Here is a 24,893-nt window from a genome sequence, read left to right on the forward strand (position 1 = left end):
GCCCTAACCATGTTTAAGCAACTTGATGAATACAGCAGTCAGCTATTTGAAAAATGTCCTGTTGGGCTAGTACTATGTCAAACAGATGGGACGCTAATTAGTATCAACCATGCTTATGCTGCAATTTTGGGGCGCACTGTTCCAGAAACCGTAAATCTCAGCTATTGGCAAATTAATCCTGAAAGCTATGCCGCCTGTGACCGAGCAACTCTAGAGAACCTAGAACAAACTGGTCGCTACGGCCCTTATGAGAAGGAATTAATCCACAAAGATGGTCATCTGGTTCCAGTCAGAATTTCTGGACTGATGATTGAGAAAGATGGAGAACAACTAATCTGGTCTAGCGTGGAAGATATCAGCGACCTTCGTCGCGTTCAGCAGGAACGCCAACATACTGAACGAACCCTGAAACAGAGTGAAGCCCGATACCGCTCTCTAGTGACAGCTAATGCACAAATTATCTGGGTAAGCACACCAGAAGGAATTTGCTTTGAATTGGCAAGCTGGATAGCCTATACAGGTCAAAGTTTAGCGGAAGCGGAAAATGGGGGCTGGATTGATGCCGTTCATCTTGACGATCGCGCCTACACCGGAGAAGTCTGGAGCGCTGCTGTAAAAAACCTGAGTATGTATCAAATTGAATACCGAATTCGGGGCAAGGATGGCAACTACCGCTACTTTTGGGTCTGGGGTGCCCCGGTTTTAGAAGAAGATGGCAGTGTCCGAGAATGGATTGGCACCTGCACTGATATTCACGATCGCAAGCTAGCAGAAGCCGAAAATCAGCGTCTTAAAGAACGATATCGCTCCTTAGTAACTGCTACTTCACAAATCGTCTGGGGAGCTACCCCAGAAGGACTGGGAATAAGCAGTGAAATGCTCACCTGGATGGACTATACGGGGCAGAGCGAAGCTGAAGTTGAAGGTTGGGGCTGGCTCGATCCAATTCACCCCGATGACCGTGCCAGTTCCACAGAAGCTTGGAATGCTGCTGTAGCAAACCGAGGTATCTACCAAACTGAATATCGGCTGCGTGGCAAAGATGGCACATACCGCTACTTTTGGGTCTGTGGTACACCTGTTTTAGAAGAAGACGGCAGCATTCGGGAATGGATTGGAGCCTGTACCGATATTCACGATCGCAAACAAGCAGAAGCTGAAAATCAACGTTTATTGGATATGTTGAATCATTCCAGCGATGCCATCATCGTCCGTGACATGAGCGACAGAATCTCCCACTGGAATCAGGGTGCCGAAAGACTCTACGGTTGGACGCGTGAAGAAGTAAAAGACCAATGCATTCAAGCATTTATCAAAAAAACCTTTCCAAAACCAAAAGAAGAAATCATCGCAGAGTTATTAGAACAAGGTAATTGGGAAGGAGAAGTGCAACACCTCACCCATTTTGGCAAATTGATTATCGTCCAGAGTCGATGGACATTGCAACGAGACATCGATGGTCAGCCCTGCGCGGTGCTAGAAATTAATACCGATATCACTGCCCGCAAACAAGCAGAAATTTCTTTGCGGCAACTGAATCAAGAATTGGAAGCCAGAGTTTTAGAACGGACATCTGCCCTGCAAAATACCCTAGCAGAAGCACAGGGATTAAATGCCATTTTAGATAACTTAGCAGATGGTTTATTAGTGGCAGACACTGCAGGACAAATTACCCACTTCAATCCTGCCTTTTTAGCGATGTATGAATTGACAGCTACCTCTGTCAACGGTCACTATCGAGAACTGCCGATATCTGGTTTAGCAGAACTGGTTGCACGAACTCAATCTCATCCCAAAGAGGTATTTTCTGCTGAAGTTGCACTGACGAAAGAACGCATTGGTCAGGCAGTGGCGACCGCTATTTTCAAAAAGACGGTAGATGAGGAACCCTCTACCTGTTTCGGTTCGGCGTTGCTGATTCGGGATGTGACGGCAGAAAAGGAGATTGACAAGATGAAGACCGACTTTATCTCAACGGTTTCCCACGAACTGCGAACCCCACTAACTTCTGTTCTCGGTTTTGCATCGATTATTAAAGAAAAGCTAGAAACCGACGTATTCCCAATAATTTCTACCGAAGACCGCAAGCTTCAAAAAACCATTAAGCGGGTGGGTGATAATCTCAACATTATTGTATCGGAAGCAGAACGGCTCACATCGTTAATTAATGATGTCTTGGATATTGCCAAGATGGAAGCAGGTAAGGTGGAATGGCAGATGCAGCCACTCGATCCCAGCGAATTACTCGATTGGGCAACTAATTCTACCGCCGGGTTGTTTGAAACCAATGGCTTGCAGTTGGTCAGCGAGATTGAATCTGAATTGCCTCAGATAGTAGGCGATCGCAATCGGTTACTGCAAGTTTTAATCAATCTGATTTCCAATGCCGTTAAATTTACCGAATCTGGTTGTGTTACCTGCCGCGTCAAACAAGGACACGACGGTGTTTGCATCAGCGTCATCGACACAGGTATTGGTATTGCACCAGAAGATCAGCCAAAAGTGTTCGAGAAATTCCGCCAAGTTGGTGACACCCTCACCGACAAACCCAAAGGCACAGGGTTAGGACTACCCATCTGTAAACAAATCATCGATCATCACGGCGGTAGAATTTGGGTTGAAAGTGAACCAGGTAAAGGCAGTGTATTCTCATTCATCATTCCCACCTACGCCAGCGATTCAAAAACCACTGGTAATCTGAATCTGGATACGCTAGTCAAACAACTAAAAGAACACGTCATCACCACAAACCCTGTGCTGAACCAAAACCGTAAAACCATTTTGGTGGTGGATGACGACGCTAATATTCGGGAACTGCTTCGTCAACAACTAGAAAACGAAGGCTACAACGTTCGGGAAGGAAAGGACGGCGTAGATGCAATTCATCAAATTAAAACAGCCCGTCCCGATCTGATTCTCTTGGACGTAATGATGCCCCAAATTAACGGTTTTGATGTAGCAGCCGTTCTCAAAAACGATCCTCAGACCGCAGACATTCCGATCATTATTTTGTCAATTATTGAAAACAAAGAACGGGGCTACCATATTGGTATCGATCGCTATCTCACCAAGCCTATTAATACAGAGAAACTCCTCAACGAAATTGGCTCACTGCTTTATCAGGGTATTTCTAGTAAAAAGGTATTAGTTGTAGATAAAAATGCATCAGCCTTAAAAACCTTATCCGATGTATTACAAGCTCAGGGATACAACGTGATTGAAGCCTCCAATCCGCAAGAATGCATCAATAAAGCTCTGTCAGCCAAACCTGACATGATCATCATCGATTCTATCTTTTCTCAAGAAGCCGATTTAGTGAAAACCCTACGCTTTGAAAAGGAATTGGAAAATGTATTCTTTATTATGCTTTCCGATCAGTAATTGCTTCTACTGGGGACTGGGGACTGGGGACTGGGAACTAGGGACTAGAGACAAGGAGAATACCCAATCCCCAATCTTCAATCCCCAATCCCCAATCCTCAATCCCCAATCCTCAATCCCCAATCCCCAATCCCCAATCCCCATTCCCCAATCCCTATGACAACCCAGAAAATTTTGATTGTTGACGATGAGCCCAATATCTTGATTTTGATGGAACAAGCCTTAGAAGCATTAGAAGATGAGGGCGTAGAACTTCTAACTGCTAGAAATGGAGAAGAAGCTCTTGAAACTATTAAAGCTGAAAAACCAAATCTAGTTTTTCTTGATGTGATGATGCCTAAAATGAACGGTTTGCAAGTCTGCCACATTGTTAAACATGACTTGGAAATCACTGACATCTACATTGTAATATTGACAGCTAAAGGACAGGAATTTGACAAACAAAAAGGGATTGAGGTTGGTGCAGATTTATATCTAACTAAACCATTTCGCCCCAAAGAAGTACTTGAGAAATCAAGGCAGGTGTTGGGCTTTTAAGTAAAATTATGAATAATATTAAAGCTTACGTATTAACAATAAATACCAAGTATAGATGATTTGAAAACCGTCTTCTTCAGATGAAGAATCGTTGACAGAGGCTCAAACACACAGGGGCGGCACGAACAATATAATTTCTAACTCAGCCACTACCTTATGGCTGAGTTAGAAGCACTTTCAATTGCCGATTACACGTAATAGCCCTTAAGTGTAAATACTGTTCACGTATACTGCGATTTTAAGTAAACAATAGTTTAGTTATTATAAATAAAAATACTGTAATTGTTCGAAGTTTTTCCAGTTAAACATATCTAATATTCAACACTCGTCCGTGTAAACTTATACAAGCTTTATCGGCTATTGCATAACATAGATTTACACGCAATCAATGCAAGAATATGAAAAAATTTCTGGGTGTTTTAATGGTTTCTAGTCTAGTAGGACTAGGAGCATTGTCTACGGTTAACAAAGCTCAAGCCGCATCCCTGACAATAGATCCTACAGACACCTTTTTGAGAACTTACGCTGACACAACTTATTACCAAGGTGTGAATACTGTTGCTGGTAACACTAAAGCCATATCCCTAGCAGATTTGGGTTTAAAAGGTGGCGACTCCATCAGCCTGAATATTTCTGGTAAATTTAACACGAGTGTTTGGAGTCCAGGTCAAAGGAGCGACATGATAGGGGTATTCAGTACCTCAGATCACCTCCTTGATACATCTTCTGAACAACGTGTGGTTGATGCTGTAGCCCTCAATCAGCAAGATGCCAATCAATATGACTACACTCAGAATACGTGGACTTCTAACACTTTGTTTAATTCTACCGCCTCCCCAAGCTCTACCTTTGACCCTGGTAAAAATGCTTATATGTGCAGTGATGCAACCCTGAGTGACCCTAACAGAATCTGCGGTCAACAAACATTATTTGATGGTGTTTTTGGTATCTTCGGTGAGACAACACTCACAATTCCCACCACGGCGACTTTTTTGTTCCTAGCTGTGAACGATGTTTTCTATAGTGACAATACTGGAAGTATATTCATAGACATTGACAAAATAGGAACTGTGGATAATCAGCTTTCAGTCCCAGAACCTAATACTGTTCTTGGTGTGCTGGCAACGATCGCACTAGCATTGAAAATGAAACGCAAGCAACAAATTGCTAAATAACCCTCTTCTATCACTTTCCAAAAACTTTTGCCATACTGAAAAACTATATATATCGTAGGGGCAATACTCAACGGTAAGCCGCTTTGCATCTACATAAATTGCCCCTACAGCGCAGGTCTATTTACCATCCAAAAATGATTAATAAAAACCTGAAATGACATACTTACCTTGATTCACAACATAATTATTTTGTGTAGTGTCTAAATACTAGCTTTTCACCTGTATCGCACTACTGGGAACAATCGGCACAAATCTAGACTTCGTTAATGGATCAACGATTAACAGTACTCATGTCAGGGTAGCGCTCACCTGCTGCTACACCTTTTGGTGCAACTGCTTCCAGTCGATTCAACTCCTGTTCAGTCAGGGTAATTTCGGTAGCTGCAACATTCTCCTCTAAGTAGGTTCGGCGTTTTGTACCAGGAATTGGCACAATATCTTCTCCTTGAGCCAATAGCCATGCTAGTGCAAGTTGACTAGCAGTTATTCCTTTTTCGGTGGCGATCGCCTTCACTTGCTCGACTAATTGCAGGTTTTTAGAAAAATTCTCACCTTGAAAGCGAGGAGCATTTCTGCGATAGTCATCAGGTGCGAGATCGTCAGGGCTAGCGATCGCACCTGATAAAAAACCTCTTCCTAATGGGCTATAGGGAACAAACCCAATTCCTAATTCCCGCACTGTAGGTAAAATTTCATCTTCTGGTTCTCGACTCCAAAGCGAGTATTCTGTTTGGAGTGCGGCAATGGGGTGAACTGCCACAGCCCGCCGAATCGTCGCCGGAGCAGCCTCTGAAAGCCCTAAATAACGAACTTTTCCCAGCTTTACTAACTCCGCCATTGCTCCTACAGTATCCTCAATGGGTACGGTTGTATCTACCCGATGTTGATAATAGAGGTCAATCACTTCCACTCCCAGACGTTTGAGCGAGGCATCACAAGCTTGATGGACATATTCGGGTTTGCCACTAATCCCTTTCCAACCACCATCTTCAGTGCGGACATTACCAAATTTGGTTGCTAATACTACTTTATCGCGGCGATCTTTAATTGCTTTGCCTACTAGTTGCTCGTTAGTAAAAGGCCCGTACATATCAGCAGTATCAAGAAAATTAACTCCAAGTTCCAAGGCTCGATGAATTGTAGCGATCGCCTCAATTTCATCACGACCACTATAAAACTCAGACATTCCCATGCAACCAAGTCCAATAGCTGAAACTTCTAACCCAAGTTTCCCTAGCTTTCTGGTTTTCATCAAATAGTCTCCTAGTCAGTAATTGGTCAGATAAAATCAACTCCTTCAGCATTATCCCTTTCCCTATCACTCAGTCATCTACACTTAGAAGTATTTACTGGAAAAATATATACACATCATAAACTTGAAATAATACGAACTCCTTTTTCACGCATAGTTTCTTTTAGATGCTGATAGATAGTATCATCATGAACTAGCAGACCCTGTTTAGTGTTCGTGTTTACAATTAAATATCTTGGTTCTTTTTCTGAAGGTGAAGTATTGAATTTTAAGAGTGCCCAATCAGAGTCCAAGCCATTCTTCCATAGATAGGAAAATTATTCTAAGTTGGTCTTCATGTCAATACTTTTTTTAAACTAAATCTTACTTAGCAAAGAAAATTGAGAGTGGGTTAGAACAGAGTTCGTAACGCACTATTATCAAGGGTTTGATGCCGTACTCTCCGCGCTAATACATCCTACGTATATTTTCTCCAAATCAAACCGGATTTCTATAGAAACCTAGAAGATATTTAACGTAGTTTTAAGGTTTCAGGCAATCTTTTTGGTTCTAAAACCCAAAAAATTGGTCTAATCTGAAAAACCTACCGATAAGAGGCTCGCCTGCTTATTCAGAAGCGAATTATGGGAAACCTTAATTTGTGAGAGCGAGAGGCTTTTGCCAGAAGGAACTAGAATTAGGAAACACCTAGCTGGGTTCTTCTGAATTTTGAAATTAGGAGTGCATGTGTGCCAAAATCCCCTAAATATTTGCTGATTGGCTCAACCGAGACTTATAGCGGTAAATCTGCAACTGTTCTGGGTTTGTCTCATCAGCTACAGCAAAAAGGACTGGATATTACCTACGGTAAACCGCTTGGTACGTGTCTAAATTCGTCTAGTGGAACCGTAATTGAGGAAGATGTCCAATTCATCGCTCTTAGCCTCAATTTGCCGGAAAACCGTGTTGCACCTACAATGCTGGCTTTGGATGAACTCAATGTGCAAAAGCGCTTACGAGGGGAAGACAAAACCGATTATCAGCAGTCCTTAATACAGCAATATTTACAAATGTCCCAAGGAGATTTGGTATTACTGGAGGGGCCTGGTGATTTTTCCGAAGGCAATTTGTTTGACTTGTCTTTGCTGCAAATGGCTGAAGTATTAGATGCTGGCGTGCTGTTAGTAAGCCGCTATAAATCGTTGCTTTCGGTTGAGGCGCTATTGGCTGCTAAAGGGCGTGTGGGCGATCGCTTGATGGGAGTTGTGATCAATGATATCCCTGTCACCCAACTAGAAGCAGTTAACACTCTCTTACGTCCATTTTTGGAACAGCAAGGGATTCCCGTGCTAGCAATGCTGCCAAATAGCGATTTGCTCCGTAGTATCAGTGTTGGTGAACTGGTGAAGCAGTTAAAGGCTGACGTTCTCTGTCGCAACGATCGCATGGATTTGTTGGTAGAAAGTCTGGCAATTGGAGCGATGAATGTCAACTCTGCTGTCAAGTATTTCCGCAAACGCCGAAATATGGCAGTTGTAACAGGAGGCGATCGCGTCGAAATTCAGCAAGCGGCTTTAGAAACTTCTACTCAATGTTTAATTCTCACCGGGCAACTACCACCGCCGCCGTTCATTCTTAGTCGCGCTGAAGAACTAGAAATCCCCATTTTATCTGTTGACTTAGACACCCTCACCACTGTAGAAATTGTTAACCGCACTTTCGGACAAGTCCGCCTCCACGAACCGATTAAGGTTCATTGCATTCGGCAATTAATGTCTGAGCATTTTGACATTGAACGCCTGTTATCTAAACTGGGTTTAACTCCAGCAGTAGCATTGTCTTAGATTCATCAAGCTAAACAATTAAGAGCATCTATGCTCAATTATCAGGTAGGAGCCTGTACTACTGGCGAAGAAAAAGTCGGCACGCTGTCACCTCAGAGGCGATCGCGTGCTATCTCTCTTTGCACTGTAATCGAGTTATTGAACCAAACAATCGAAAAATTGTAGCAATGTCTAACTCAAGTTTTCCTCGCACCTACACGCTGTTTGGTAAAATATCTGGGTCGTTTAATCGGATTATATCTATCTTTGAGCCAATCAACAGACCTTATTAAACTCGACACATTAGCGCAAGAACTAGCGACAATCCAGCAAACGGGTTCCAAAAAAATCGCCTTGTTGGGTTCTCGTCACGTTCCGATTACGCATCAGAATCTTATTGAAATGATGACTTATGCCCTAGTTTTATCGGGCAATCGCATCATTACTTCTGGTGCTACAGGGACAAATTCAGCGGCCATTAAGGGAGCAACGCGGGCTGATGCAAATTTGTTGACGGTGATTCTACCTCAAAGCCTGGAACGCCAGCCTTTAGAATCGCGCCAGCAACTAGAACAGGTAATGCATTTAGTGGAAAATCCCAGTAATGATAATCTGTCCCTTGCCGAAGCTAGTTACCTGTGCAACAAGGAAATTGTCTCCCGTTGCCAGCAACTGATCTGTTTTGCGTTTCATGACAGCCGCACCCTGTTGCAAACTTGTCAAGATGCAGAAGAACAAAGAAAAGTAGTAACGCTTTTCTACTTTGATTAGTCATTTGTCATTTGTCTTTTGTCATTTGTATTTGACTGATGACTAATGACTGATGACTAATGACTAATAACCAACAACAATAAGTAATGATAATTTTTTTGTACTCGATCGCTGCTGCTGTCGTTCTGATTTACCTGCCATTTTTGGTAGTGGCTTATGCCCGTGTGCGTATTGGCAAGGAAATGCTTGCTACTCCTCGCGCGATGGTTGATAAATTGCCGCCTTATGCCCAACGAGCTACTTGGGCACATCAGAACACCTTTGAAGCCTTTATGATATTTGCCGCAGCCGCATTGATGGCTTATGTAACTGGTGTAAATTCTTTTACGGGGCAAATAGCTGTGATCGCCTTTGTGGTGGCTCGTTTGCTATACTCAGTTTTTTATATTTTGAATATACCCCTTTTGCGATCGCTCATGTTTGCTACTGGTATTGTTAGCTCTATCACTCTTATCTTCTTGAGCATCATCCAAGCTACTAATTAGGTGGCGGGGGAATGGGGAATGGGGAATGGGGACTAGGAAAAAATTTTTCCATAATTTAATCCAAAATCCAATCCAAAATCCAATCCAAAATCGTTCGACTGAGCGAAGTCGTTCGCGTAGCGTTCCGCAGGAAAGTCCAAAATCTAAAATCTAAAGTGTTTTATGGCTTCTACATTTTCCTTTGACATTGTGAGCGACTTTGATCGACAAGAGTTAGTTAACGCAGTCGATCAAGTTATACGAGACATCAAAGGTCGTTACGACCTCAAAGACACTGAAACTACTGTCGAGTTGGTCGAAGAAAGCATTAACGTTAGTACTGACAGCGAGTTTACCTTAGATTCTGTACATACCATTCTGCGAGAAAAAGCCGCCAAGCGTAACCTCTCCCAGAAAATCTTTGATTTTGGCAAAGTTGAATCAGCTAGTGGTAATCGCGTCCGTCAAGAAATCAAACTAAAAAAAGGCATAAGTCAAGAAATCGCCAAACAAATTTCCAAATTGATTCGGGACGAATTCAAAAAAGTACAAGCCTCAATCCAAGGTGATGCCGTGAGGGTTTCTGCAAAATCTAAAGACGACTTACAAGTAGTAATGCAGCGACTAAAACAAGAAGACTACCCAGTTGCTTTGCAATTTACAAATTATCGTTAAAAAACTCGTAATTCGTAACTAATCAATTCAATTACGAATTACGAATTACGTTAGCGTAGCGGTAGCGAGTCTGCGAACGTCATTACAAATTATTCTAACCCCGTCCGCCAATACTTTTTTGAAATGCCGGACGCTCAGATAACTGCTTCATATAGTTCAACACTGCTGGGTAGGCGCTGAGGTCTAGCTTTAGCATAATCGGAATGTAAGTTAGAATAGACCCCACTGCCACATCAGCAACTGTGAACTCATTACTGAGCAAAAAAGCTTGCTTACTGAAAATTTCATTTAATGGAGCCAACAAGCGGGGCATTTCTCGTTCCCGATTTGCTTCCCCAAAAATTCCTGGCCCAAGGGTAGCATTGGCAAACAATACCCATTGATAAAATACAGCACGTTCCTCTACTGAAAGTCCAGTTTTACCGTACTTTTCAGCAAGATACAGCAAAATTGCCCCAGATTCCCAAAGCTGAAAATCCCCATCAACAATTGCTGGAACTTTACCAACTGGGTTAATTGTCAAATATTCAGGCTTGAGGTGTTCACCCGCCTGCATATCGAGTTTGACGAATTCGTAAGGAACTTGTATTTCCTCTAAATACCATTGAACAATTGAGGCTCGACTACGAGCGCCACCATAAAGTTTGAGCATAATTACTTAAAGAACTTTGTGAGTGTGAGAATGTTGTTTAACGTTATCTTCTTTTGTTACAACTCTAGCGGCATTTAGCACCCGTTTGCGCTCAATGGAATACTTAAATTCAGTGTAGTTTGTACCTAATGGAATCAGGGATTTTGCAGATTCACGACGCTTGTATGTACGAGCCGCTGCAAATGCCCGTGGCACAAATTCCTCTCCAAACTGAGCCGACTCTGGGAAGCCATCCGGCAGGAATTGTGAATCGCCATCCAAGACAGATCCCAAAGTTGTTGCATGGGCCAGCTTATAGGAGGTAGGAATGCCCTTTAAAAGCGCTTCCAAAGCCGCAGAGGGAATCGGTTCTATGACTTCAATTTGATAAACTTCTCCATCTTCTTTGACGAAGCAGGTTGCCAAGCCGATAACAATGTAGTCATCGGTTGCTAAATCAGGGGCATTGGGATAGGAAATTGCGGTTGTCATCAGAAAATTTCTCAAAACTTAAAAATTAAATCTAGATGCTGGGGCATTGGGTATTGGGTATTGGGTATTGGGCATTGGGCATTGGGCACTTGTACTGAGCGAAGCCGAAGTATTGGGCATTGGGCATTAGTTCTTTATTCTTTCTCCCCCTGCTTCCCCTGCTCCCTCATCTCCCTTGTCCCCCTCTACCCCTCTCCCCTCTTTCTCATCTCTGAAAGAACGGCTTGTTGGCATTCTACCAATTTGTCGCTCTCACTACCCGACTAGTCTTTGAGATTGACATCTGCTATTTCTGGAATTGACCTCTGGGATCAAGTATCCATCATTAGGTTTGAGGAGCAATTGTTTATTTAGGACGTATATTTCTCTTGTGCGGCTAGGTAAAGTTCTCTCTTTAGATGGCTTTTTTGTAACCCTAAATACCTTAAAAATAGACACAGTACGAGCAAAAACTAAAATTTAATTTTACAAAGCAGGGATTTCAGGCAGGGAAAGATGAATATTCACTCATTTCTAGCTGACGATGACCAGCAAAGCAAGCAATATAAATATGTTTTAAATAATACAAATAAAGTCCAAGAGCAGAGGAAAAACGATCGCAGCGCATCTACTTTAGGGAATAACTACTTACGCTCTTTTGCTTTGAAGTCGGCTCAAGAAGGTGACTATGCAGAGGCGATCGCACTTTTAAGCCAACTAATTTACCGCCGTCCGCACAATGCCGTTGATTACAACAATCGGGGACTCATTTATTTCCAAAGTGGTGAAAGCCAAAAAGCGCTTTACGACTATAACACCGCCCTGAAACTCAATCCTCATTTGGCTAGTGCTTATAATAACCGGGCAAATTACTATGCAGCTTGTGGAGAATTAGCAACAGCACTTGCCGACTACGATCAAGCCATTGATTTGAATCCTGGCTATGTTCGGGCGTGGATTAACCGAGGCATTACCTGGCGTGATTTGGGGCGATACGAGGAGGCAATTGAGAATTTTGAGTTAGCACAGCTTTTCGGTCAACTAGAAGGTCATATCTGGGCTGAACGCGGCAGAACTTACCATCTTTGGGGTGACTGGAATTGTGCGATCGCTGATTATCGTCGTGCCCTCACTCAACTGCCTACTCTCGCAACAACTAGGGATTTCACTGGTTCTCGCTTGCGTTTACAAATCGAAAATTGGCTAAACGATTTGCTATCTCCTGAGCATCCTACATCCCACTTGGTAGATTAGTTCTAAGTGAGTCGGCACAATAAAACCAAATTGCGTGAAGAAAAGTAAACAAGGCTCAAGCCTTTTTTTTACTGCTCCTTGTCCCCTGCCTGATCCCAAGGATGATTGTTTACGCCGACTTACTTACTGGGAATTCAAAATTCAAAATAATTGATTAAATTTTGAATAGGATTTTACTAATAGATGATAACTACATAGCTATTCAAACATCAGCTATTAACCATTATTTATTAGCAATAATATTAAATTCGCACCCGGTTTTTACGTAGCCAAAATCACAATAAACCTAAATAATCCCAAATTAGCCATTTAGCTTAAGGAGATGACTCTGTTTGTTCATCTTCTCTAAGATCCTTATTCATCAACACGACCCGACGCTGATTGGGAGCAAATCGGAATCCTTGTTGTTGCATAATTCTTCTAGTTTGCTGAGGATCGAAGTTACGGCTAAATTCCACCTGTAAACCATCAACGTGTACTTCCATCAACTTGACTTCAGTATTAATTTCTCGCAACTTTTCTTGCTGTAACCAATGATGAGGCAAAAGTTGTGCTAAAGCAGATGCTGCAACGGCTGTAACGACAAGATTAACCGCTATCTTGGCTGTGCTTTCTAGTGCCATCACCTGGTAAGAACGTTGACGAAGATGCCGCTTTGGTCGAGGAATAGCCCGGCGTTTTTGTATAGGTTGTAACGGTGGTCTAGAGGGTTGAATCGCGTTCATGATGCTAAAAGATAACCTCGCTTAGTGAAGGGAAGCACAATGAAGAGTGCTGAGTAAAAAAAATCACTAATTATACTCAGCGTCAAATCAGTTTAGAGTAGCTAGTGCTTCGGCTTAGAGTGGGAGGGTTCATAAGTACTACTTTTTACTCATTACTTTTTCCTGGGCACTCAGCACGGGCTAAACGCCCCGCTACCGCTAACAGCACTCAGCACTCTTGAATGGTTGATTTAGCTGTCATATTACTTCATTTTTTTGAAATAGCTACAAGTGTTTCACCAGTTAAAAAATAACCTGGCTTACGTAAGTGTTAGTTTCCTAGCTACTGATGGCATAACGCCAAAAGAAGAAAGGAAATTGCACCCCGTACTGCCAGGATTATTAGCTTTTTAACTGTGTCACACCGTAGCCTTATTTGTAAAGTTCTGTGGCTAATCGCCAAGCTAGAACTCCTGGAATCAACGCTACAACTAGAGCGATATAGACTTGAGTGTCTGAGATGGAAGATATCTGAGCGATGTACAGAGTATCTAAGATAGGCATGGCTGAAAACCTCCTAACCTGAATAGATTTTGAACAGTTCGTTTACTACTTTTCCTTGTTTTGCCAGAATTGTGGAATATCTTGTTACAAGATGCAACAAAAGCAGTTATTAGTCAGTAGTCCTTATTTATTCTCTATTAAAAAAATTTATAAAAATTATGAATTTGTATTTGGGTATCGACTTCGGTACATCTGGCGCACGCGGCGTGGTAATTGACGAGGAAGCCTATTGTATTCAGGCTGAGGTGAGATATCCTTTCCAGGACTCAACAGCCACCGTTACGCCAAATATTTGGCAGGAGGCTTTGTTTTTACTGCTGGAACAAATACCTGACCAATTGCGGCAAAAAATTAAAGCGATCGCAATTAATGGGACTTCTTCTACAGTCTTGCTGGTTGATGCTGCTGGCAACCCAACAGATGCACCATTGCTATATAACGATGCGCGGGGATCATTGGTGCTAGAGGATTTGAGGAGTATAGCACCCCCTAATCATACCGTGTTGAGTGCCACCTCCAGCCTAGCTAAACTTTTGTGGATGAGACAATTACCCTCATTTAGTGAAGCTAGATATTTCTTGCATCAAGCAGATTGGCTGGCGTTTCTTTTACATGGACAGTTGGGAATTAGCGATTACCATAATGCTTTAAAGCTGGGTTATGACGTGGAAGAGTTGAAATACCCAGAATGGCTAGAAAAACTGCAAATACCGATTCAGCTACCCAAAGTTTTAACTCCTGGTACTCCCATTGCCGAATTGCGTCCTGAAATTGCGGATAAGTTTGGTTTTAGCCGTGATTGTCTGGTATGTGCAGGTACAACTGATAGTATCGCGGCTTTTCTCGCCAGTGGTGCAAAATTACCTGGTGAAGCCGTGACTTCACTGGGTTCAACATTGGTACTAAAGTTATTAAGTCGTACCCGTGTAGAAGATGCCAGATATGGAATTTACAGCCATAGGTTAGGGGATTTGTGGCTGACTGGTGGTGCTTCTAATACTGGAGGTGCAGTACTTCAGCAATTTTTCACCAACGCTGAATTAGCAAGCCTTAGCCGGGAAATTGATGGAGCAAAAGCCAGCGATTTAGATTATTATCCGTTGTTGAAGGTAGGCGATCGCTTTCCAATTAATGATCCCAATTTAGCCCCACGTTTGGAACCACGCCCAGATAACCCAGTGGAATTTTTGCATGGGTTGTTAGAAAGTATTACCCGCATAGAAGCACGAGGGTACGAATTATTACAGCAAATGGGAGCAGACAAGTTAAGTCGTGTTTATACTGCTGGCGGTGGCGCGGCTAATGATACTTTGACTACGATTAGAGCGCGTTATTTGCAGATTCCTGTAGTAGCTTCAGTGTATACAGAAGCTGCTTACGGAACGGCGCTGTTGGGTATGGAAGGCGTGAAAAAGAGTAATGTGTAACTATCTTTTCGTAGATATCTTCTAAATCAGTATCTATCCCAGTGACAATCGACATATCTCAGACGATACTGGGATGATTAGATACCGGACTATAGATTCCAGGTTCATGATCTGGGCAGCTATTCGGGGATGGGTGCTTCGCCACAAGCGAATGTCATCTATCCCCTTTACTAATTATCTGTGTGAGTTTTAAGGCGATTAAGAGAAAAAGGTTTTTTAAGAAGGTTTGACCTGCGCGATCGAGATTATCATCTAGGGAAAAGGTGAGGCTGCGGACTCGGATTTGATCGCTTTTAATATCTAGTGGGTGTGTCAAGTCTTTGGGATATATCAAAAAGTCTTGTTCGCATTTTGTTGTGTTGGCGTAGCTTAAGGCTAAAATGATGCGACCAAATTTTAATTTGATTTATAGATGATACGATCGCAGTAAAAGTACTTTAGAGAACTATGACAATAAAAAAGCGCATTGAGCTTAATCAAGGATGCTTCCTTAATCCTGCAAATAAAAAGATAGTTGTCAATGTAGCAAGTAAAGATATTTTAAATTTAATCACCCAAGAATTAAAAACTCGTTATTCACCAGAAATTCAAAAGCAAGTACTTGAAGAGACTTCCCAATTATTACCGAGTTTCGTATTTGAAGAATTATTAAAACGTCAAGAGCCGCTAGGAAACGTTAATCCAGAGAGCTTAATAATAGTTAACTGTAATATCACAGATGTAGATGTCGATGATTTAGAATTTAATTTAAGTGTCGAAGCATATTTTGTAATTGGAGATACAACAGGTCAAAATCATTTTCGCGCTAATAGAATAGTCCTTTGGTCGAATATATGGGGTGACGAAGAAGAACTATTGTTAGATTTAGAAGATGAACTAGGCGAACAATTCTGGACAAATTATCAAATTCAATTGCTCTTTGATGAAGAGAATCAGCAAACAATTGAATTAGAAGTATCACAAACAGATGATTATGCAGCAAGGTTAGAATTTTCCCCATCTCTTCAAAAGTTTTTACCATCCATAGTTCCCTTTACGGATAATGAATTCTAAAATTTATTCTCCGCGCTGATTATTAGCCAATCAATCAAAATGGTAATCCTGGCTCTTCAGAGTCGCAAATGAGTTATTTACGATTGGCTGGTGGCCTTGTAAGTAATAAAATACTGTGTCAATCACCTGTTATCGAGCAATACAGTTCAGTTAAAGCTAAAACTGTTTGCCAAAGTCAATTTTTTTAACAAACCGCATACTCCTACAGAGAAGCAAGCTACGCGCAGCGTAGGACGCAAAGAGAATAAAGAAATGCTTAACCCAAGCGTATGGTCTTATCAAGAGATATTGCACAAGCAACATAACTAAATTACAGCGAGGATTAGCAGCACGCAACAGAAAAAAGCAATTAATCGTATAAATCACTGCTGTCTTCAAACAGCCAAGGTAATGCTATGATTTTGCTGAATTTAGAAATCCGGGAGAAATTGTTTCCAAAATACCACCTACGACTTTAGAGTATTGAAATAACTCAAATAAGTATTTATCTGAAGGCGAGGTATGACAACAAACTTTAGTCGGCGTGAATTTATCTTGTTTGGTTCAGCCACGTTTGCTACCAGCTTAGTGGTACAAGCTTGCAGTAATAAGCCGACTACACCAACAGCGACAACAACAGGTGGTACTGAAGGGTTTAAAATAGCGATCGCTCTCCCTGGGATGATTACTGACAAAGGCTGGAATCAATCTGGTTATGAAGGAATCAATCTAGCAAAACAAAACCTAGGTGCCCAAACCGCCTATGTAGAAAAAGTAGCACAAGCAGATCAGACAGAAATATTAACAGATTTTGCTCGTAAAGGCTACAATCTCATCTTCGCGCATGGCGGGCAATTTGATGCCGCAATTGAACAAGTCGCTTCACAGTTCCCCAACACCTTTTTTGTGGGAGTAAATGGTAATCTCAAGGGTGAAAATATTGCTTCTTTACGAATAGATCATCTACAAGCTAGTTATTTGTGTGGCATTATCGGTGCTTCTGTGACTAAATCTAATAAATTGGCTTATATTGCTGGAGAGAAGTTTCCCGCTACCGAAGGAGAACTGCGGGGATTTGAATTAGGGGCAAAATCTGTTAAACCAAATATCCAAATTACTTCTACTTTTACAGGTGATTGGGATGATGTTGCCAAAGCCAAAGAAGCAACTCTGGCATTAATTTCTGCCGGGTCTGATGTTATTTATCAATGGTTAGATAATGCTTCAGCCGCAGTCTTACAAACAGCAGGCGAAAAAGGAGTATATGCTTTTGGCAACACCAAGGATCAATTAGACGTTGCACCAAAAGCTGTTTTAACCAGCGCTGTCAAACGCTTAGATTTAGCCATCGCTTATATAGCAGAATTAGCTAAACAAAAACAAATCAAAGGACAAATATATACAATTGGATTAGAAAGAACAGATATATTATTTTTAGGGAAATTTGGAGCAATCATACCGGAAGCAGTTAAACAAAAGGTATTGAATGCAAAGCAAGAGATTGTTAATAAAAAAATAGTTTTTGAAGACTGCAAAGAGGCTGGGAAGGATACGCTCTGCGTGAAGAAAGCAACAACATAGCTTTAGCAGACTATATTAAAAAACAGGAATAATTGTCTTTGTAGAGACGGCGATTTATCCCGTCTGTCTAATGCGCCAGTATTTTAGACGCTATTCATCGCGTCTCTACAATCGGGGCTTTCTGGCTAATCCCTAGCGTATTGGGGTAAAACTGGATCTGACTTGTGTGTACACCTTAGCTTTAGCAAGGGGAGGAGTTGGGGGTGGGGTGTTGGACTTTTGCAAGAGGTATACTACAGTCCTCAACGAGCTATCAGTTTTGTGAATATGAACTATTTACGCTTACAAAATATTACCAAACGCTTTGGGTCTTTTATCGCTAACGATAATATCAATCTCTCTGTTGCATCTGGAAGCATTCATGCAATACTAGGCGAAAATGGTGCAGGTAAGAGTACTTTAATGAATATTATTAGTGGACTCTATCAACCTGACGCTGGGGAGATTTATCTCCAAGAACAACTAATAAAAATTTCCTCACCAAATGAGGCAATTAAATTAGGTATTGGTATGATTTACCAACACTTCATGCTTGTACCGAAATTGACTGTCACAGAAAATATCATCTTAGGGATGGAGAAAAATTGGCGGCTAAATCTAGAAAATAAACAGCAAGAAATCGCCGCCTTATCCCAAACTTATGGATTAGAAATTGACCCCACTGCCAAAGTTGAAAATTTATCTGTTGGGGCACAACAACGGGTAGAAATTCTCAAAGTTCTCTACCGTCGAGCAAAGTTGTTGATTCTTGATGAACCTACAGCAGTTTTGACACCGCCAGAAGTAGAATCATTAATTGCTATCTTGCACCAATTGGCAGCCGCAGGTAACACAATTATTTTTATAAGCCATAAATTAGAAGAGGTAATGAATCTCTGTGATTCAGTCACAGTTTTACGCCAGGGAAAGGTAGTAGCAACAACATCAACTGAAGCAGTGACATCTCAGCAGTTAGCAACATTGATGGTAGGAAGGGAAGTAGCTTTACAGTTAAATAAAAGTCCTACATTACCAGGAGAAATCATTCTATCGGTGCAAAATTTGCAAGTTGCTGATGAAAGAAATATTCTTGCTGTCAATAATGTATCTTTTGAACTGCGGGCGGGAGAAATTTTAGGAATTGCTGGTGTCGATGGCAATGGACAGCGAGAATTAGCTGATGCCATCGCTCTTGTGCGGACTATTAAGCAGGGTAAAATGGAGTTTACGTACAATACTTTAGTGGGCTACATCCCAGAAGATAGGCAAACAATGGGATTGGTGTTGCAATTTAGCATCGCCCAAAATTTGATTTTAAAAGCTTTTAAATATCTACCATTTTGTCGCCGTTTTTTGTTACAACAAGAAGCGATCGCAAATCGTGCCCAAGCTGCAATGCAAGAGTTTGACATTCGGGCGAATGGGATTGATATCTTGGTAAGTCAACTTTCGGGAGGAAATCAACAAAAAGTGGTATTAGCGCGAGAACTGGCGCAAACACCAGCTTTAATTATCGCCATGCAACCCACAAGGGGGTTAGATGTCGGGGCGACAGTAGCCGTCCAATCTCGAATATTAACAGAACGTGATCGCGGTGCGGCAGTTTTGTATATTTCTAGTGACTTAGAAGAAGTGATGACAATGAGCGATCGCATTGCCGTAATCTACAGAGGTGAGTTTGTGGCTATTTTGGATGCAGCTACGGCGAAGGTGGAAGAAATTGGTTTGTTGATGGCTGGGGGATCTAAAACAGTTATCAGTGAACAGTAATCAGTGAAATAATTAGTAACTGATAACTATTAAGCCTATTGCGATCGAGAAATGGCATAAAATGAAAAAGTGTCTAATTTTTCAAAAATATCAACACTGCTGATGAGCAACTCTGTATCTTTTCAGACAGTTATTGAATATGTAGAGGCTCTGTCAACCGAAGAGCAAGATTTACTACTCGAACTAATTTCTAAAAGACGCATTGAACAACGGCGTAAAGAAATTGCGGCAAATGCTACACAAACCCTGAAAGCAATTAGAACAGGTACAGCCAAGCATGGTAACATCGAGGATCTGCGGGCTGATTTGCTAAGTGAAGGATGAGAGTTCTTGTTTGGGATAGTAGCTTTAAGCGTGCTTTTAAACGAGTTATTCGTAAAAATCCTCGCTTAGAAAAAGCAATTTTTGAAGTTTTGGAATTACTTGTAACCGATCCATTTGCACCTTCTTTGAAATCGCATAAGTTAAAAGGTGATTTAGAGGGTTTGTAGGCTTGCTGGGTAGAGTATGATTGCCGTATTATCTACACGTTTCAGCGCAATCCTGATGAGGATGAAGATACGATTGTGCTAATCGATATTGGCACTCATGATGAGGTTTATTGAGAAATGCAGAGAAGGCGATCGCTTTAGGAAAGTTTCAAAATGCGATTTTCTCTGTTCCCAGTTATCCCTCAGTACAAGCGTTCTATTGGGTTAGGCTCGTGCTGACACTAATTAATCGGATTCATCCTAGATTACTGCCCATACTATCACCGTTAATTGCGATCGCCTCCGCGCTCATCGTCGGTGCTATCCTCATGCTAATTGCTGGGGCAAATCCCATCACCGCGTATAGCATCTTATTTCAAGAATCTCTCTCTACCTACTTTGGATTTGGTAACACCCTCACCAAAATGACACCGCTATTATTCGCTAGTTTAGGCGTGTTAGTGGCGTTGCGGGCTGGGCAATTTAATATCGGTGGTGAAGGACAAATTTATCTAGGTGCGTTGGGAAGTACTTTAATTGGGTTATACGTGCAAGGATTACCTGCGGTGATTCATATCCCCTTAGCACTTTTAGCAGGATTTTTCTTTGGTGCAGTTTGGGGTTGGATTCCTGGTTATCTCAAAGCAATGCGTGGAGTCAATGAAGTAATTACTACCTTGTTGCTCAACTATATCGCGGTAAATTTAGTTAGCTACCTCGTCCAAAATCCATTAATGGCAGCAGGTGCGCCTAGTCCTTATTCGCCATTAATTGCCAAAACAGCCCAATTGCCGATTATCTTACCGCAAAGCCTCGCCCATGCTGGGATTTTATTCGGTTTAATTGCCGCAGGTATTTTATGGGTATTGTTAGTGCGATCGCCTCTAGGTTATCAAATTACGGCAGTAGGATTTAACCCGATTGCCGCCCGTTATGCCCACATATCAGTTGAACGCACCATTATGCTGGTGATGGCTGCTGCGGGTGGTTTAGCTGGTTTAGCTGGAAGTTGTGAAGTGATGGGGTTAAAATATCGGCTATTTGAACAAGTTTCGCCAGGTTATGGATTTGATGCCATTGCGATCGCTTTTTTAAGTCGTGGTAGTGTTGTCGGTGTAGTATTAACTTCTTTGTTTTTTGCAGCCCTTCGCAGTGGTGCAAATGTGATGCAGCGTAGTGCAGGTGTGCCCGTAACTGTAGTTTACGCAATTCAGGGGTTTATGGTGTTATTTATTGCTATCAGTCTCGCAGTGGAAAGAGAAATAACGCAAAGGGGCGCAAAGGTTTAACGCAGAGAAACACAAAGAAAACTCTGCGATACTTTGCGCTTCCCTCTGCGAACCTCTGCGTTTAAAAAAGGGTTTATGAATAATCTCAACTTCTTCTCCGATTACTTAACAGCTACCTTACGTCTAGCCGTCCCCTTAGCATTTGCTGCCCTTGGAGGATTGTACTCGGAACGATCGGGGGTGTTAAATATCGCCTTAGAAGGAATGTTGCTTACTGGTGCTTTTACCAGTGCTGCTGCCACCTTCTACACTGGTAATCCCTGGCTTGGTATCCTCGCGTCCTTGATTGCTGGGGGATTAGTCGGACTACTCCATGCTGTTTTATGTGTAACTTTGCGTGTCGATCAATTAGTATCTGGGTTAGCAATTAATCTTGTTGCAGCTGGATTAACATCGTTTTTAGCCCGGTTAGTGTTTAGTGGCAGTAGTACACAACAATTACCTGGAATTGGGACAATTACTATTCCTGGTTTAGCTAATATTCCCCTGATCGGGCCGTTACTATTTCAGTCAGATTTTTTAGTATACTTATTATTTATCTTAGTTATTTTAACTACATACCTTTTATTTAAAACTAGCTTTGGATTGACATTACGGGCAGTGGGGGAATCTCCGAAAGCTGCTGACACGGCTGGAATTTCGGTATCATTTGTCCGTTATATCGCAGTGGTGACTAGTGGCTGTCTTGCGAGTTTAGGAGGTGCTTATTTAGCTCTGGTACAGGTAAGATTTTTTGCCGAAGGGATGAGTGCTGGTAAGGGATTTATTGCGATCGCAGCATTAATTTTTGGCAGATGGCATCCTGTAGGTAGTGCTTTGGCTTGTTTGCTATTTGGGGCTACAGAAGCTTTACAACTGCGAATTCAAGCATTAGGGGTAAATATTCCTTACCAATTTTTAGTCATGCTACCTTATGCGATCGCTTTATTGGCATTGGTGGGTAAGCTGGGAAAATCTACACCCCCGAAAGCTTTAGGTACTCCCTACTTTGGAGAAAATCGCCACTCAGACTAATTTAAAGCAAAATTCTGAATCGCAAGGGTAATTAAGATAGTTTCGTTTGCTGCCATAAGATGAGTTTCAATTCAGAACAGTAGTAAACCCCATCATTAATTTCTCCTTCGCGATCAGCTAGCCAATCATAAATTTGTGCAGCTTTTGCTAACGCCACTTTTTCTGAACGATAAAGCCGAGGAGTAGGGCAGTAGGCGTGGCCATTGATGTGTATAGCTACAATCTGCCAATAATCGCTCTCTGGTACAATTTCTAAAAACCCGTTACAGTAAGACTCGATTATTCCTATATTCATCTACACCATCAAACTTTTTAACGTTGGCCACAACAAAGCCGATGCCAGCCAATTTTTGCAAGTCAAAGCTGGAATCACCAGGGAATGCAGTAACAACCCCTGTTCATGATTGTGGGTTCGTAGTCAATGAAAATCTGAATTATTGGTCACTTTTTAGCTAGTTGTCTTAATGCTAGTTTGAGCTTGATGGTGAAAGTTTTCGCATCAAAAGCAATATCAAAACAGTAAACTAGCAAAAACTAAAAATAATATGTGGATAAGTGCCATAGTTGCGTACTTACATTATTTAAGCTTCATGTTGTGTTTTGGCGCTCTGGTATCAGAAGCATTGAATTTAAAAAAAGAATTGAGTTTAAATGAGGCTTGGAAGATCGTCATAGCTGATGCAGTATATGGTATATCAGCAACTGTCGTTCTTGTCACAGGCATTTTGCGTGTTATCTACTTTGGTAAAGGGACGGATTACTATTTCAGCAACCCAGTTTTTTACGCCAAAGTTGTGGTTTTCATTGTGGTGGGTTTACTATCTCTCTATCCCACTATTTCTTTCATTGGTTGGATGAAAAGTCTCCAACAGGGGCAAGCACCCAAGCTAGAATTACTAAAACTAAATCGTCTCATCTGGCTCATTAGAATTGAACTGGTTGGTTTTATCCTAATTCCGTTATTGGCAGTAATAATGGCAAGAGGAATAGGTATAAACTAGGCTGAATTAATCTTCAGTCAGTAATAGAGTTTTGGTAAATAAAAGAGTCAAAGTTACACGCAAGAAGCGATCGCACTTTTGCAGGTCGCCAATGAAAAATAATTATACGTAAATCAACACAGTACCTCAATACTTCTCGCTTTGTGCATTTTTAATTCGGAATCGGATTTTGGGTAAAGGGTACTGGGTTTGGGTTCAAGGTTTTTTCTTTCCCCTTCCCCCTTCCCCTTTTCCCCTTAACCGAGAAGTATTGCACAGTGCCCTAGCTAGCCTTTCATTCAGTAGCTTCTCTCCGGGACTTCAGTTGAGATGCAATCAGAGGAACTTTGGGCGAGAGAAAAAATCCAATCAAACTGGCAAAAAGGATTGGTGTAAAAGGACTTAAGTTAGTCAGTTTTGACAGCAGCAGAGTTGTACTTATAGGTGTGCGCGTTACGGCTGCATTGACGGCCGCCATTGTACAAATCATGGCAAGGGCGGGATTAACCCCCGGAATTAACACTGCTACTGCTTTACCAATACAAGCACCAGTGAAAAACAGAGGGATGATGAATCCACCGCGCCACCCACCTGTTACCGTGATGCTAATGGCTGCCATTTTACCAAGAGCAAGAGTTAAGAGAAAAATAGCACCAAAGCTACTAGTGAGGACTGGCTCTAATTCTTCATGTCCAAAATAGCGGGTTAGGGGTAATAAAACTGCTAAAGTAGCAAGCCCAAATCCTGCTAAGGTTGTGCGTACATAAATGGGGCCCGGAATTCGAGCAAACAAGTAATCGCAGCCCCGAAAAATGCTCATAAAAATCCATCCCGCCACCGCCCCAATGATTCCGAATATGATCGCGATCGCAAAATCATCAATTTTTTCTAGGTGGTACTGGGGAAAATGCCAAGTGGGTGCAATTCCCAAATGTGTAATTGCTGCAAATACCAGATAACTAGCGCAACTTGAAACAATGGCTGGCATCAAGGCTTCGTAATATTCCACAATATGCTCATGGTGCAAAATCTCCAACGCGAATATTGCACCGCCAAGAGGTGCGCCGAACAAAGCAGTGAAGCCAGCCGCCATCGCCGTTAAACTCAAAGTTCTGAGGTCTTCACCCTGGAGTTTTAGGCGATCGGCAACCCAAGTACCAAAAGAACCTGTTACTTGTACTAGTGCCGCTTCTGGCCCAGCACTACCGCCTGCCGATATGCTAATTAGAGAAGCAAGAATCATTGAGGGATTTTTGCGAACATCTAAGCGTCCGCCACGAAAATGGATATTATCAACAATTACGGCGATTTCACCGGGATTTCCCAGAAAATGAATCACCAGCCCGATAACTAAACCAGCGAGTGGCATCACTATCAGCAGGCTAAAACCTTCAAATCGTTGCAGATGGTGAGTTAAAAATTCTAAAACATTCCAGTAAAACGCAGCGAATAGACCACCAGCAGTACCCACAGCTACCCAGAGGATCACCCACTGCGAAATCATCAGGGGATTACGTTTTACCAGTCCAAAAAGTTGAGCAAATGTCCAGCGTTGATTTTGATTGCTAGCGGTGGCCTTTTTTGGTAACACTGTTTATTTCCTATTTGTGAAACGAAGAATATGGAATATTACGTTTTTTATCGTAAAGGCTATTTAGTTCATTGGATCA

The 24,893-nt window shown here is 41.9% G+C and carries 26 protein-coding genes; 18 read left to right on the plus strand and 8 right to left on the minus strand.

Features of this window, described 5'->3' with window-relative positions:
- Positions 1-9: 9 nt before the first annotated feature.
- From FBB35_RS31340 to FBB35_RS31350, 3 genes are all read left to right on the plus strand, one after another.
- On the plus strand, positions 10-3,381 hold the full coding sequence (locus tag FBB35_RS31340) for a PAS domain S-box protein (protein WP_174712862.1): 3,372 nt from the start codon (positions 10-12) through the stop codon (positions 3,379-3,381).
- A 156-nt stretch (positions 3,382-3,537) separates the two neighbouring features.
- On the plus strand, positions 3,538-3,918 hold the full coding sequence (locus FBB35_RS31345; RefSeq protein WP_174712863.1) for a response regulator transcription factor: 381 nt from the start codon (positions 3,538-3,540) through the stop codon (positions 3,916-3,918).
- Positions 3,919-4,316: 398 nt separating this feature from the next.
- Positions 4,317-5,093, plus strand: coding sequence for a PEP-CTERM sorting domain-containing protein (locus FBB35_RS31350; protein WP_174712864.1), 777 nt, complete (start codon positions 4,317-4,319; stop codon positions 5,091-5,093).
- Positions 5,094-5,364: 271 nt separating this feature from the next.
- Here FBB35_RS31350 and FBB35_RS31355 read toward each other — a convergent pair whose 3' ends face one another.
- Entirely contained in the window at positions 5,365-6,345 is a 981-nt protein-coding gene (locus tag FBB35_RS31355) for an aldo/keto reductase (RefSeq protein ID WP_174712865.1), read from the minus strand.
- 728 nt (positions 6,346-7,073) lie between these two features.
- On the opposite strand from FBB35_RS31355, the gene FBB35_RS31360 reads away from it, so the two are divergent.
- The 5 genes from FBB35_RS31360 to FBB35_RS31375 all read left to right on the plus strand — a co-directional run bounded on the left by FBB35_RS31360 (position 7,074) and on the right by FBB35_RS31375 (position 10,057).
- Positions 7,074-8,168 (plus strand): phosphotransacetylase family protein, encoded by a 1,095-nt coding sequence (locus FBB35_RS31360; RefSeq protein ID WP_174712866.1) that lies wholly within the window; start codon positions 7,074-7,076, stop codon positions 8,166-8,168.
- 30 nt (positions 8,169-8,198) lie between these two features.
- Positions 8,199-8,333 carry a hypothetical protein gene (locus FBB35_RS35620; protein ID WP_302480936.1) on the plus strand — a complete coding sequence of 45 codons (135 nt, stop codon included), beginning with the start codon at positions 8,199-8,201 and terminating at the stop codon, positions 8,331-8,333.
- Positions 8,334-8,414: 81 nt separating this feature from the next.
- Positions 8,415-8,918, plus strand: coding sequence for a DNA recombination-mediator protein A (locus FBB35_RS31365; RefSeq protein WP_174712867.1), 504 nt, complete (start codon positions 8,415-8,417; stop codon positions 8,916-8,918).
- Between the two features lie 86 nt (positions 8,919-9,004).
- Positions 9,005-9,403, plus strand: a complete 399-nt coding sequence (locus tag FBB35_RS31370) for an MAPEG family protein (RefSeq protein WP_174712868.1) — start codon at positions 9,005-9,007, stop codon at positions 9,401-9,403.
- Positions 9,404-9,565: 162 nt separating this feature from the next.
- Complete coding sequence (locus tag FBB35_RS31375) at positions 9,566-10,057, plus strand: YajQ family cyclic di-GMP-binding protein (protein WP_012411046.1); 492 nt, start codon at positions 9,566-9,568, stop codon at positions 10,055-10,057.
- Between the two features lie 94 nt (positions 10,058-10,151).
- On the opposite strand, the gene FBB35_RS31380 is transcribed toward FBB35_RS31375, so the two are convergent.
- Both FBB35_RS31380 and FBB35_RS31385 read right to left on the minus strand, forming a co-directional pair.
- A complete protein-coding gene (locus FBB35_RS31380) occupies positions 10,152-10,709 on the minus strand; it encodes a glutathione S-transferase family protein (RefSeq protein WP_174712869.1) in 558 nt (185 codons plus the stop codon).
- 6 nt (positions 10,710-10,715) lie between these two features.
- On the minus strand, positions 10,716-11,180 hold the full coding sequence (locus FBB35_RS31385; RefSeq protein WP_174712870.1) for a hypothetical protein: 465 nt from the start codon (positions 11,178-11,180) through the stop codon (positions 10,716-10,718).
- Between the two features lie 495 nt (positions 11,181-11,675).
- Between FBB35_RS31385 and FBB35_RS31390 the strand changes: the two genes are divergently transcribed.
- Entirely contained in the window at positions 11,676-12,413 is a 738-nt protein-coding gene (locus FBB35_RS31390) for a tetratricopeptide repeat protein (protein WP_174712871.1), read from the plus strand.
- 314 nt (positions 12,414-12,727) lie between these two features.
- Here the strand turns inward: FBB35_RS31390 and FBB35_RS31395 are convergent, their stop codons facing one another.
- Positions 12,728-13,138 (minus strand): hypothetical protein, encoded by a 411-nt coding sequence (locus FBB35_RS31395; protein ID WP_114086048.1) that lies wholly within the window; start codon positions 13,136-13,138, stop codon positions 12,728-12,730.
- Between the two features lie 411 nt (positions 13,139-13,549).
- A complete protein-coding gene (gene psaM, locus FBB35_RS31400; RefSeq protein ID WP_040630342.1) occupies positions 13,550-13,639 on the minus strand; it encodes a photosystem I reaction center subunit XII in 90 nt (29 codons plus the stop codon).
- A 200-nt stretch (positions 13,640-13,839) separates the two neighbouring features.
- On the opposite strand from psaM, the gene FBB35_RS31405 reads away from it, so the two are divergent.
- Positions 13,840-15,108, plus strand: a complete 1,269-nt coding sequence (locus tag FBB35_RS31405; RefSeq protein ID WP_174712872.1) for an FGGY-family carbohydrate kinase — start codon at positions 13,840-13,842, stop codon at positions 15,106-15,108.
- Between the two features lie 154 nt (positions 15,109-15,262).
- On the opposite strand, the gene FBB35_RS31410 is transcribed toward FBB35_RS31405, so the two are convergent.
- The gene (locus tag FBB35_RS31410; RefSeq protein WP_174712873.1) at positions 15,263-15,424 is read right to left on the minus strand and encodes a hypothetical protein; all 162 of its coding nucleotides are present in this window, start codon (positions 15,422-15,424) and stop codon (positions 15,263-15,265) included.
- Between the two features lie 131 nt (positions 15,425-15,555).
- Between FBB35_RS31410 and FBB35_RS35260 the strand changes: the two genes are divergently transcribed.
- The 7 genes from FBB35_RS35260 to FBB35_RS31445 all read left to right on the plus strand — a co-directional run bounded on the left by FBB35_RS35260 (position 15,556) and on the right by FBB35_RS31445 (position 22,243).
- Positions 15,556-16,161: a hypothetical protein gene (locus FBB35_RS35260; RefSeq protein WP_254625744.1), complete on the plus strand. Its 606-nt coding sequence runs from the start codon at positions 15,556-15,558 to the stop codon at positions 16,159-16,161.
- Between the two features lie 501 nt (positions 16,162-16,662).
- Positions 16,663-17,721: a BMP family protein gene (locus FBB35_RS31420; protein WP_174712874.1), complete on the plus strand. Its 1,059-nt coding sequence runs from the start codon at positions 16,663-16,665 to the stop codon at positions 17,719-17,721.
- Positions 17,722-17,988: 267 nt separating this feature from the next.
- Positions 17,989-19,470 (plus strand): ABC transporter ATP-binding protein, encoded by a 1,482-nt coding sequence (locus tag FBB35_RS31425; RefSeq protein ID WP_174712875.1) that lies wholly within the window; start codon positions 17,989-17,991, stop codon positions 19,468-19,470.
- A 102-nt stretch (positions 19,471-19,572) separates the two neighbouring features.
- The gene (locus tag FBB35_RS31430) at positions 19,573-19,794 is read left to right on the plus strand and encodes a hypothetical protein (RefSeq protein ID WP_174712876.1); all 222 of its coding nucleotides are present in this window, start codon (positions 19,573-19,575) and stop codon (positions 19,792-19,794) included.
- Positions 19,791-19,961, plus strand: coding sequence for a plasmid stabilization system protein (locus FBB35_RS35265; RefSeq protein WP_254625745.1), 171 nt, complete (start codon positions 19,791-19,793; stop codon positions 19,959-19,961). Before FBB35_RS31430 ends, FBB35_RS35265 begins: the two co-directional genes overlap by 4 nt.
- Positions 19,962-20,173: 212 nt before the next feature.
- On the plus strand, positions 20,174-21,229 hold the full coding sequence (locus FBB35_RS31440) for an ABC transporter permease (protein WP_174713842.1): 1,056 nt from the start codon (positions 20,174-20,176) through the stop codon (positions 21,227-21,229).
- A 75-nt stretch (positions 21,230-21,304) separates the two neighbouring features.
- Positions 21,305-22,243: an ABC transporter permease gene (locus FBB35_RS31445; RefSeq protein ID WP_174712877.1), complete on the plus strand. Its 939-nt coding sequence runs from the start codon at positions 21,305-21,307 to the stop codon at positions 22,241-22,243.
- A 31-nt stretch (positions 22,244-22,274) separates the two neighbouring features.
- On the opposite strand, the gene FBB35_RS31450 is transcribed toward FBB35_RS31445, so the two are convergent.
- On the minus strand, positions 22,275-22,538 hold the full coding sequence (locus FBB35_RS31450; protein ID WP_174712878.1) for a hypothetical protein: 264 nt from the start codon (positions 22,536-22,538) through the stop codon (positions 22,275-22,277).
- Positions 22,539-22,788: 250 nt separating this feature from the next.
- Between FBB35_RS31450 and FBB35_RS31455 the strand changes: the two genes are divergently transcribed.
- Positions 22,789-23,244 carry a DUF2214 family protein gene (locus tag FBB35_RS31455; RefSeq protein ID WP_174712879.1) on the plus strand — a complete coding sequence of 152 codons (456 nt, stop codon included), beginning with the start codon at positions 22,789-22,791 and terminating at the stop codon, positions 23,242-23,244.
- 274 nt (positions 23,245-23,518) lie between these two features.
- Here the strand turns inward: FBB35_RS31455 and FBB35_RS31460 are convergent, their stop codons facing one another.
- Positions 23,519-24,814, minus strand: coding sequence for a chloride channel protein (locus FBB35_RS31460; protein WP_174712880.1), 1,296 nt, complete (start codon positions 24,812-24,814; stop codon positions 23,519-23,521).
- Positions 24,815-24,893 lie beyond the last annotated feature (79 nt).

Origin of the sequence: Nostoc sp. TCL240-02, from assembly GCF_013343235.1 — a bacterium.
Classification (GTDB): Bacteria; Cyanobacteriota; Cyanobacteriia; order Cyanobacteriales; family Nostocaceae; genus Nostoc.

Bases quoted from the DNA above. Each gene is read 5' to 3' on its own strand.
- FBB35_RS31340 (WP_174712862.1), top strand. From the start codon at position 10: ATGTTTAAGCAACTTGATGAATACAGCAGTCAGCTATTTGAAAAATGT.
- FBB35_RS31345 (WP_174712863.1), top strand. From the start codon at position 3,538: ATGACAACCCAGAAAATTTTGATTGTTGACGATGAGCCCAATATCTTG.
- FBB35_RS31350 (WP_174712864.1), top strand. From the start codon at position 4,317: ATGAAAAAATTTCTGGGTGTTTTAATGGTTTCTAGTCTAGTAGGACTA.
- FBB35_RS31355 (WP_174712865.1), bottom strand. From the start codon at position 6,345: ATGAAAACCAGAAAGCTAGGGAAACTTGGGTTAGAAGTTTCAGCTATT.
- FBB35_RS35620 (WP_302480936.1), top strand. From the start codon at position 8,199: ATGCTCAATTATCAGGTAGGAGCCTGTACTACTGGCGAAGAAAAAGTC.
- FBB35_RS31370 (WP_174712868.1), top strand. From the start codon at position 9,005: ATGATAATTTTTTTGTACTCGATCGCTGCTGCTGTCGTTCTGATTTAC.
- FBB35_RS31375 (WP_012411046.1), top strand. From the start codon at position 9,566: ATGGCTTCTACATTTTCCTTTGACATTGTGAGCGACTTTGATCGACAA.
- FBB35_RS31380 (WP_174712869.1), bottom strand. From the start codon at position 10,709: ATGCTCAAACTTTATGGTGGCGCTCGTAGTCGAGCCTCAATTGTTCAA.
- FBB35_RS31385 (WP_174712870.1), bottom strand. From the start codon at position 11,180: ATGACAACCGCAATTTCCTATCCCAATGCCCCTGATTTAGCAACCGAT.
- FBB35_RS31390 (WP_174712871.1), top strand. From the start codon at position 11,676: ATGAATATTCACTCATTTCTAGCTGACGATGACCAGCAAAGCAAGCAA.
- FBB35_RS31395 (WP_114086048.1), bottom strand. From the start codon at position 13,138: ATGAACGCGATTCAACCCTCTAGACCACCGTTACAACCTATACAAAAA.
- FBB35_RS31405 (WP_174712872.1), top strand. From the start codon at position 13,840: ATGAATTTGTATTTGGGTATCGACTTCGGTACATCTGGCGCACGCGGC.
- FBB35_RS35260 (WP_254625744.1), top strand. From the start codon at position 15,556: ATGACAATAAAAAAGCGCATTGAGCTTAATCAAGGATGCTTCCTTAAT.
- FBB35_RS31420 (WP_174712874.1), top strand. From the start codon at position 16,663: ATGACAACAAACTTTAGTCGGCGTGAATTTATCTTGTTTGGTTCAGCC.
- FBB35_RS31425 (WP_174712875.1), top strand. From the start codon at position 17,989: ATGAACTATTTACGCTTACAAAATATTACCAAACGCTTTGGGTCTTTT.
- FBB35_RS31430 (WP_174712876.1), top strand. From the start codon at position 19,573: ATGAGCAACTCTGTATCTTTTCAGACAGTTATTGAATATGTAGAGGCT.
- FBB35_RS35265 (WP_254625745.1), top strand. From the start codon at position 19,791: ATGAGAGTTCTTGTTTGGGATAGTAGCTTTAAGCGTGCTTTTAAACGA.
- FBB35_RS31445 (WP_174712877.1), top strand. From the start codon at position 21,305: ATGAATAATCTCAACTTCTTCTCCGATTACTTAACAGCTACCTTACGT.
- FBB35_RS31450 (WP_174712878.1), bottom strand. From the start codon at position 22,538: ATGAATATAGGAATAATCGAGTCTTACTGTAACGGGTTTTTAGAAATT.
- FBB35_RS31455 (WP_174712879.1), top strand. From the start codon at position 22,789: ATGTGGATAAGTGCCATAGTTGCGTACTTACATTATTTAAGCTTCATG.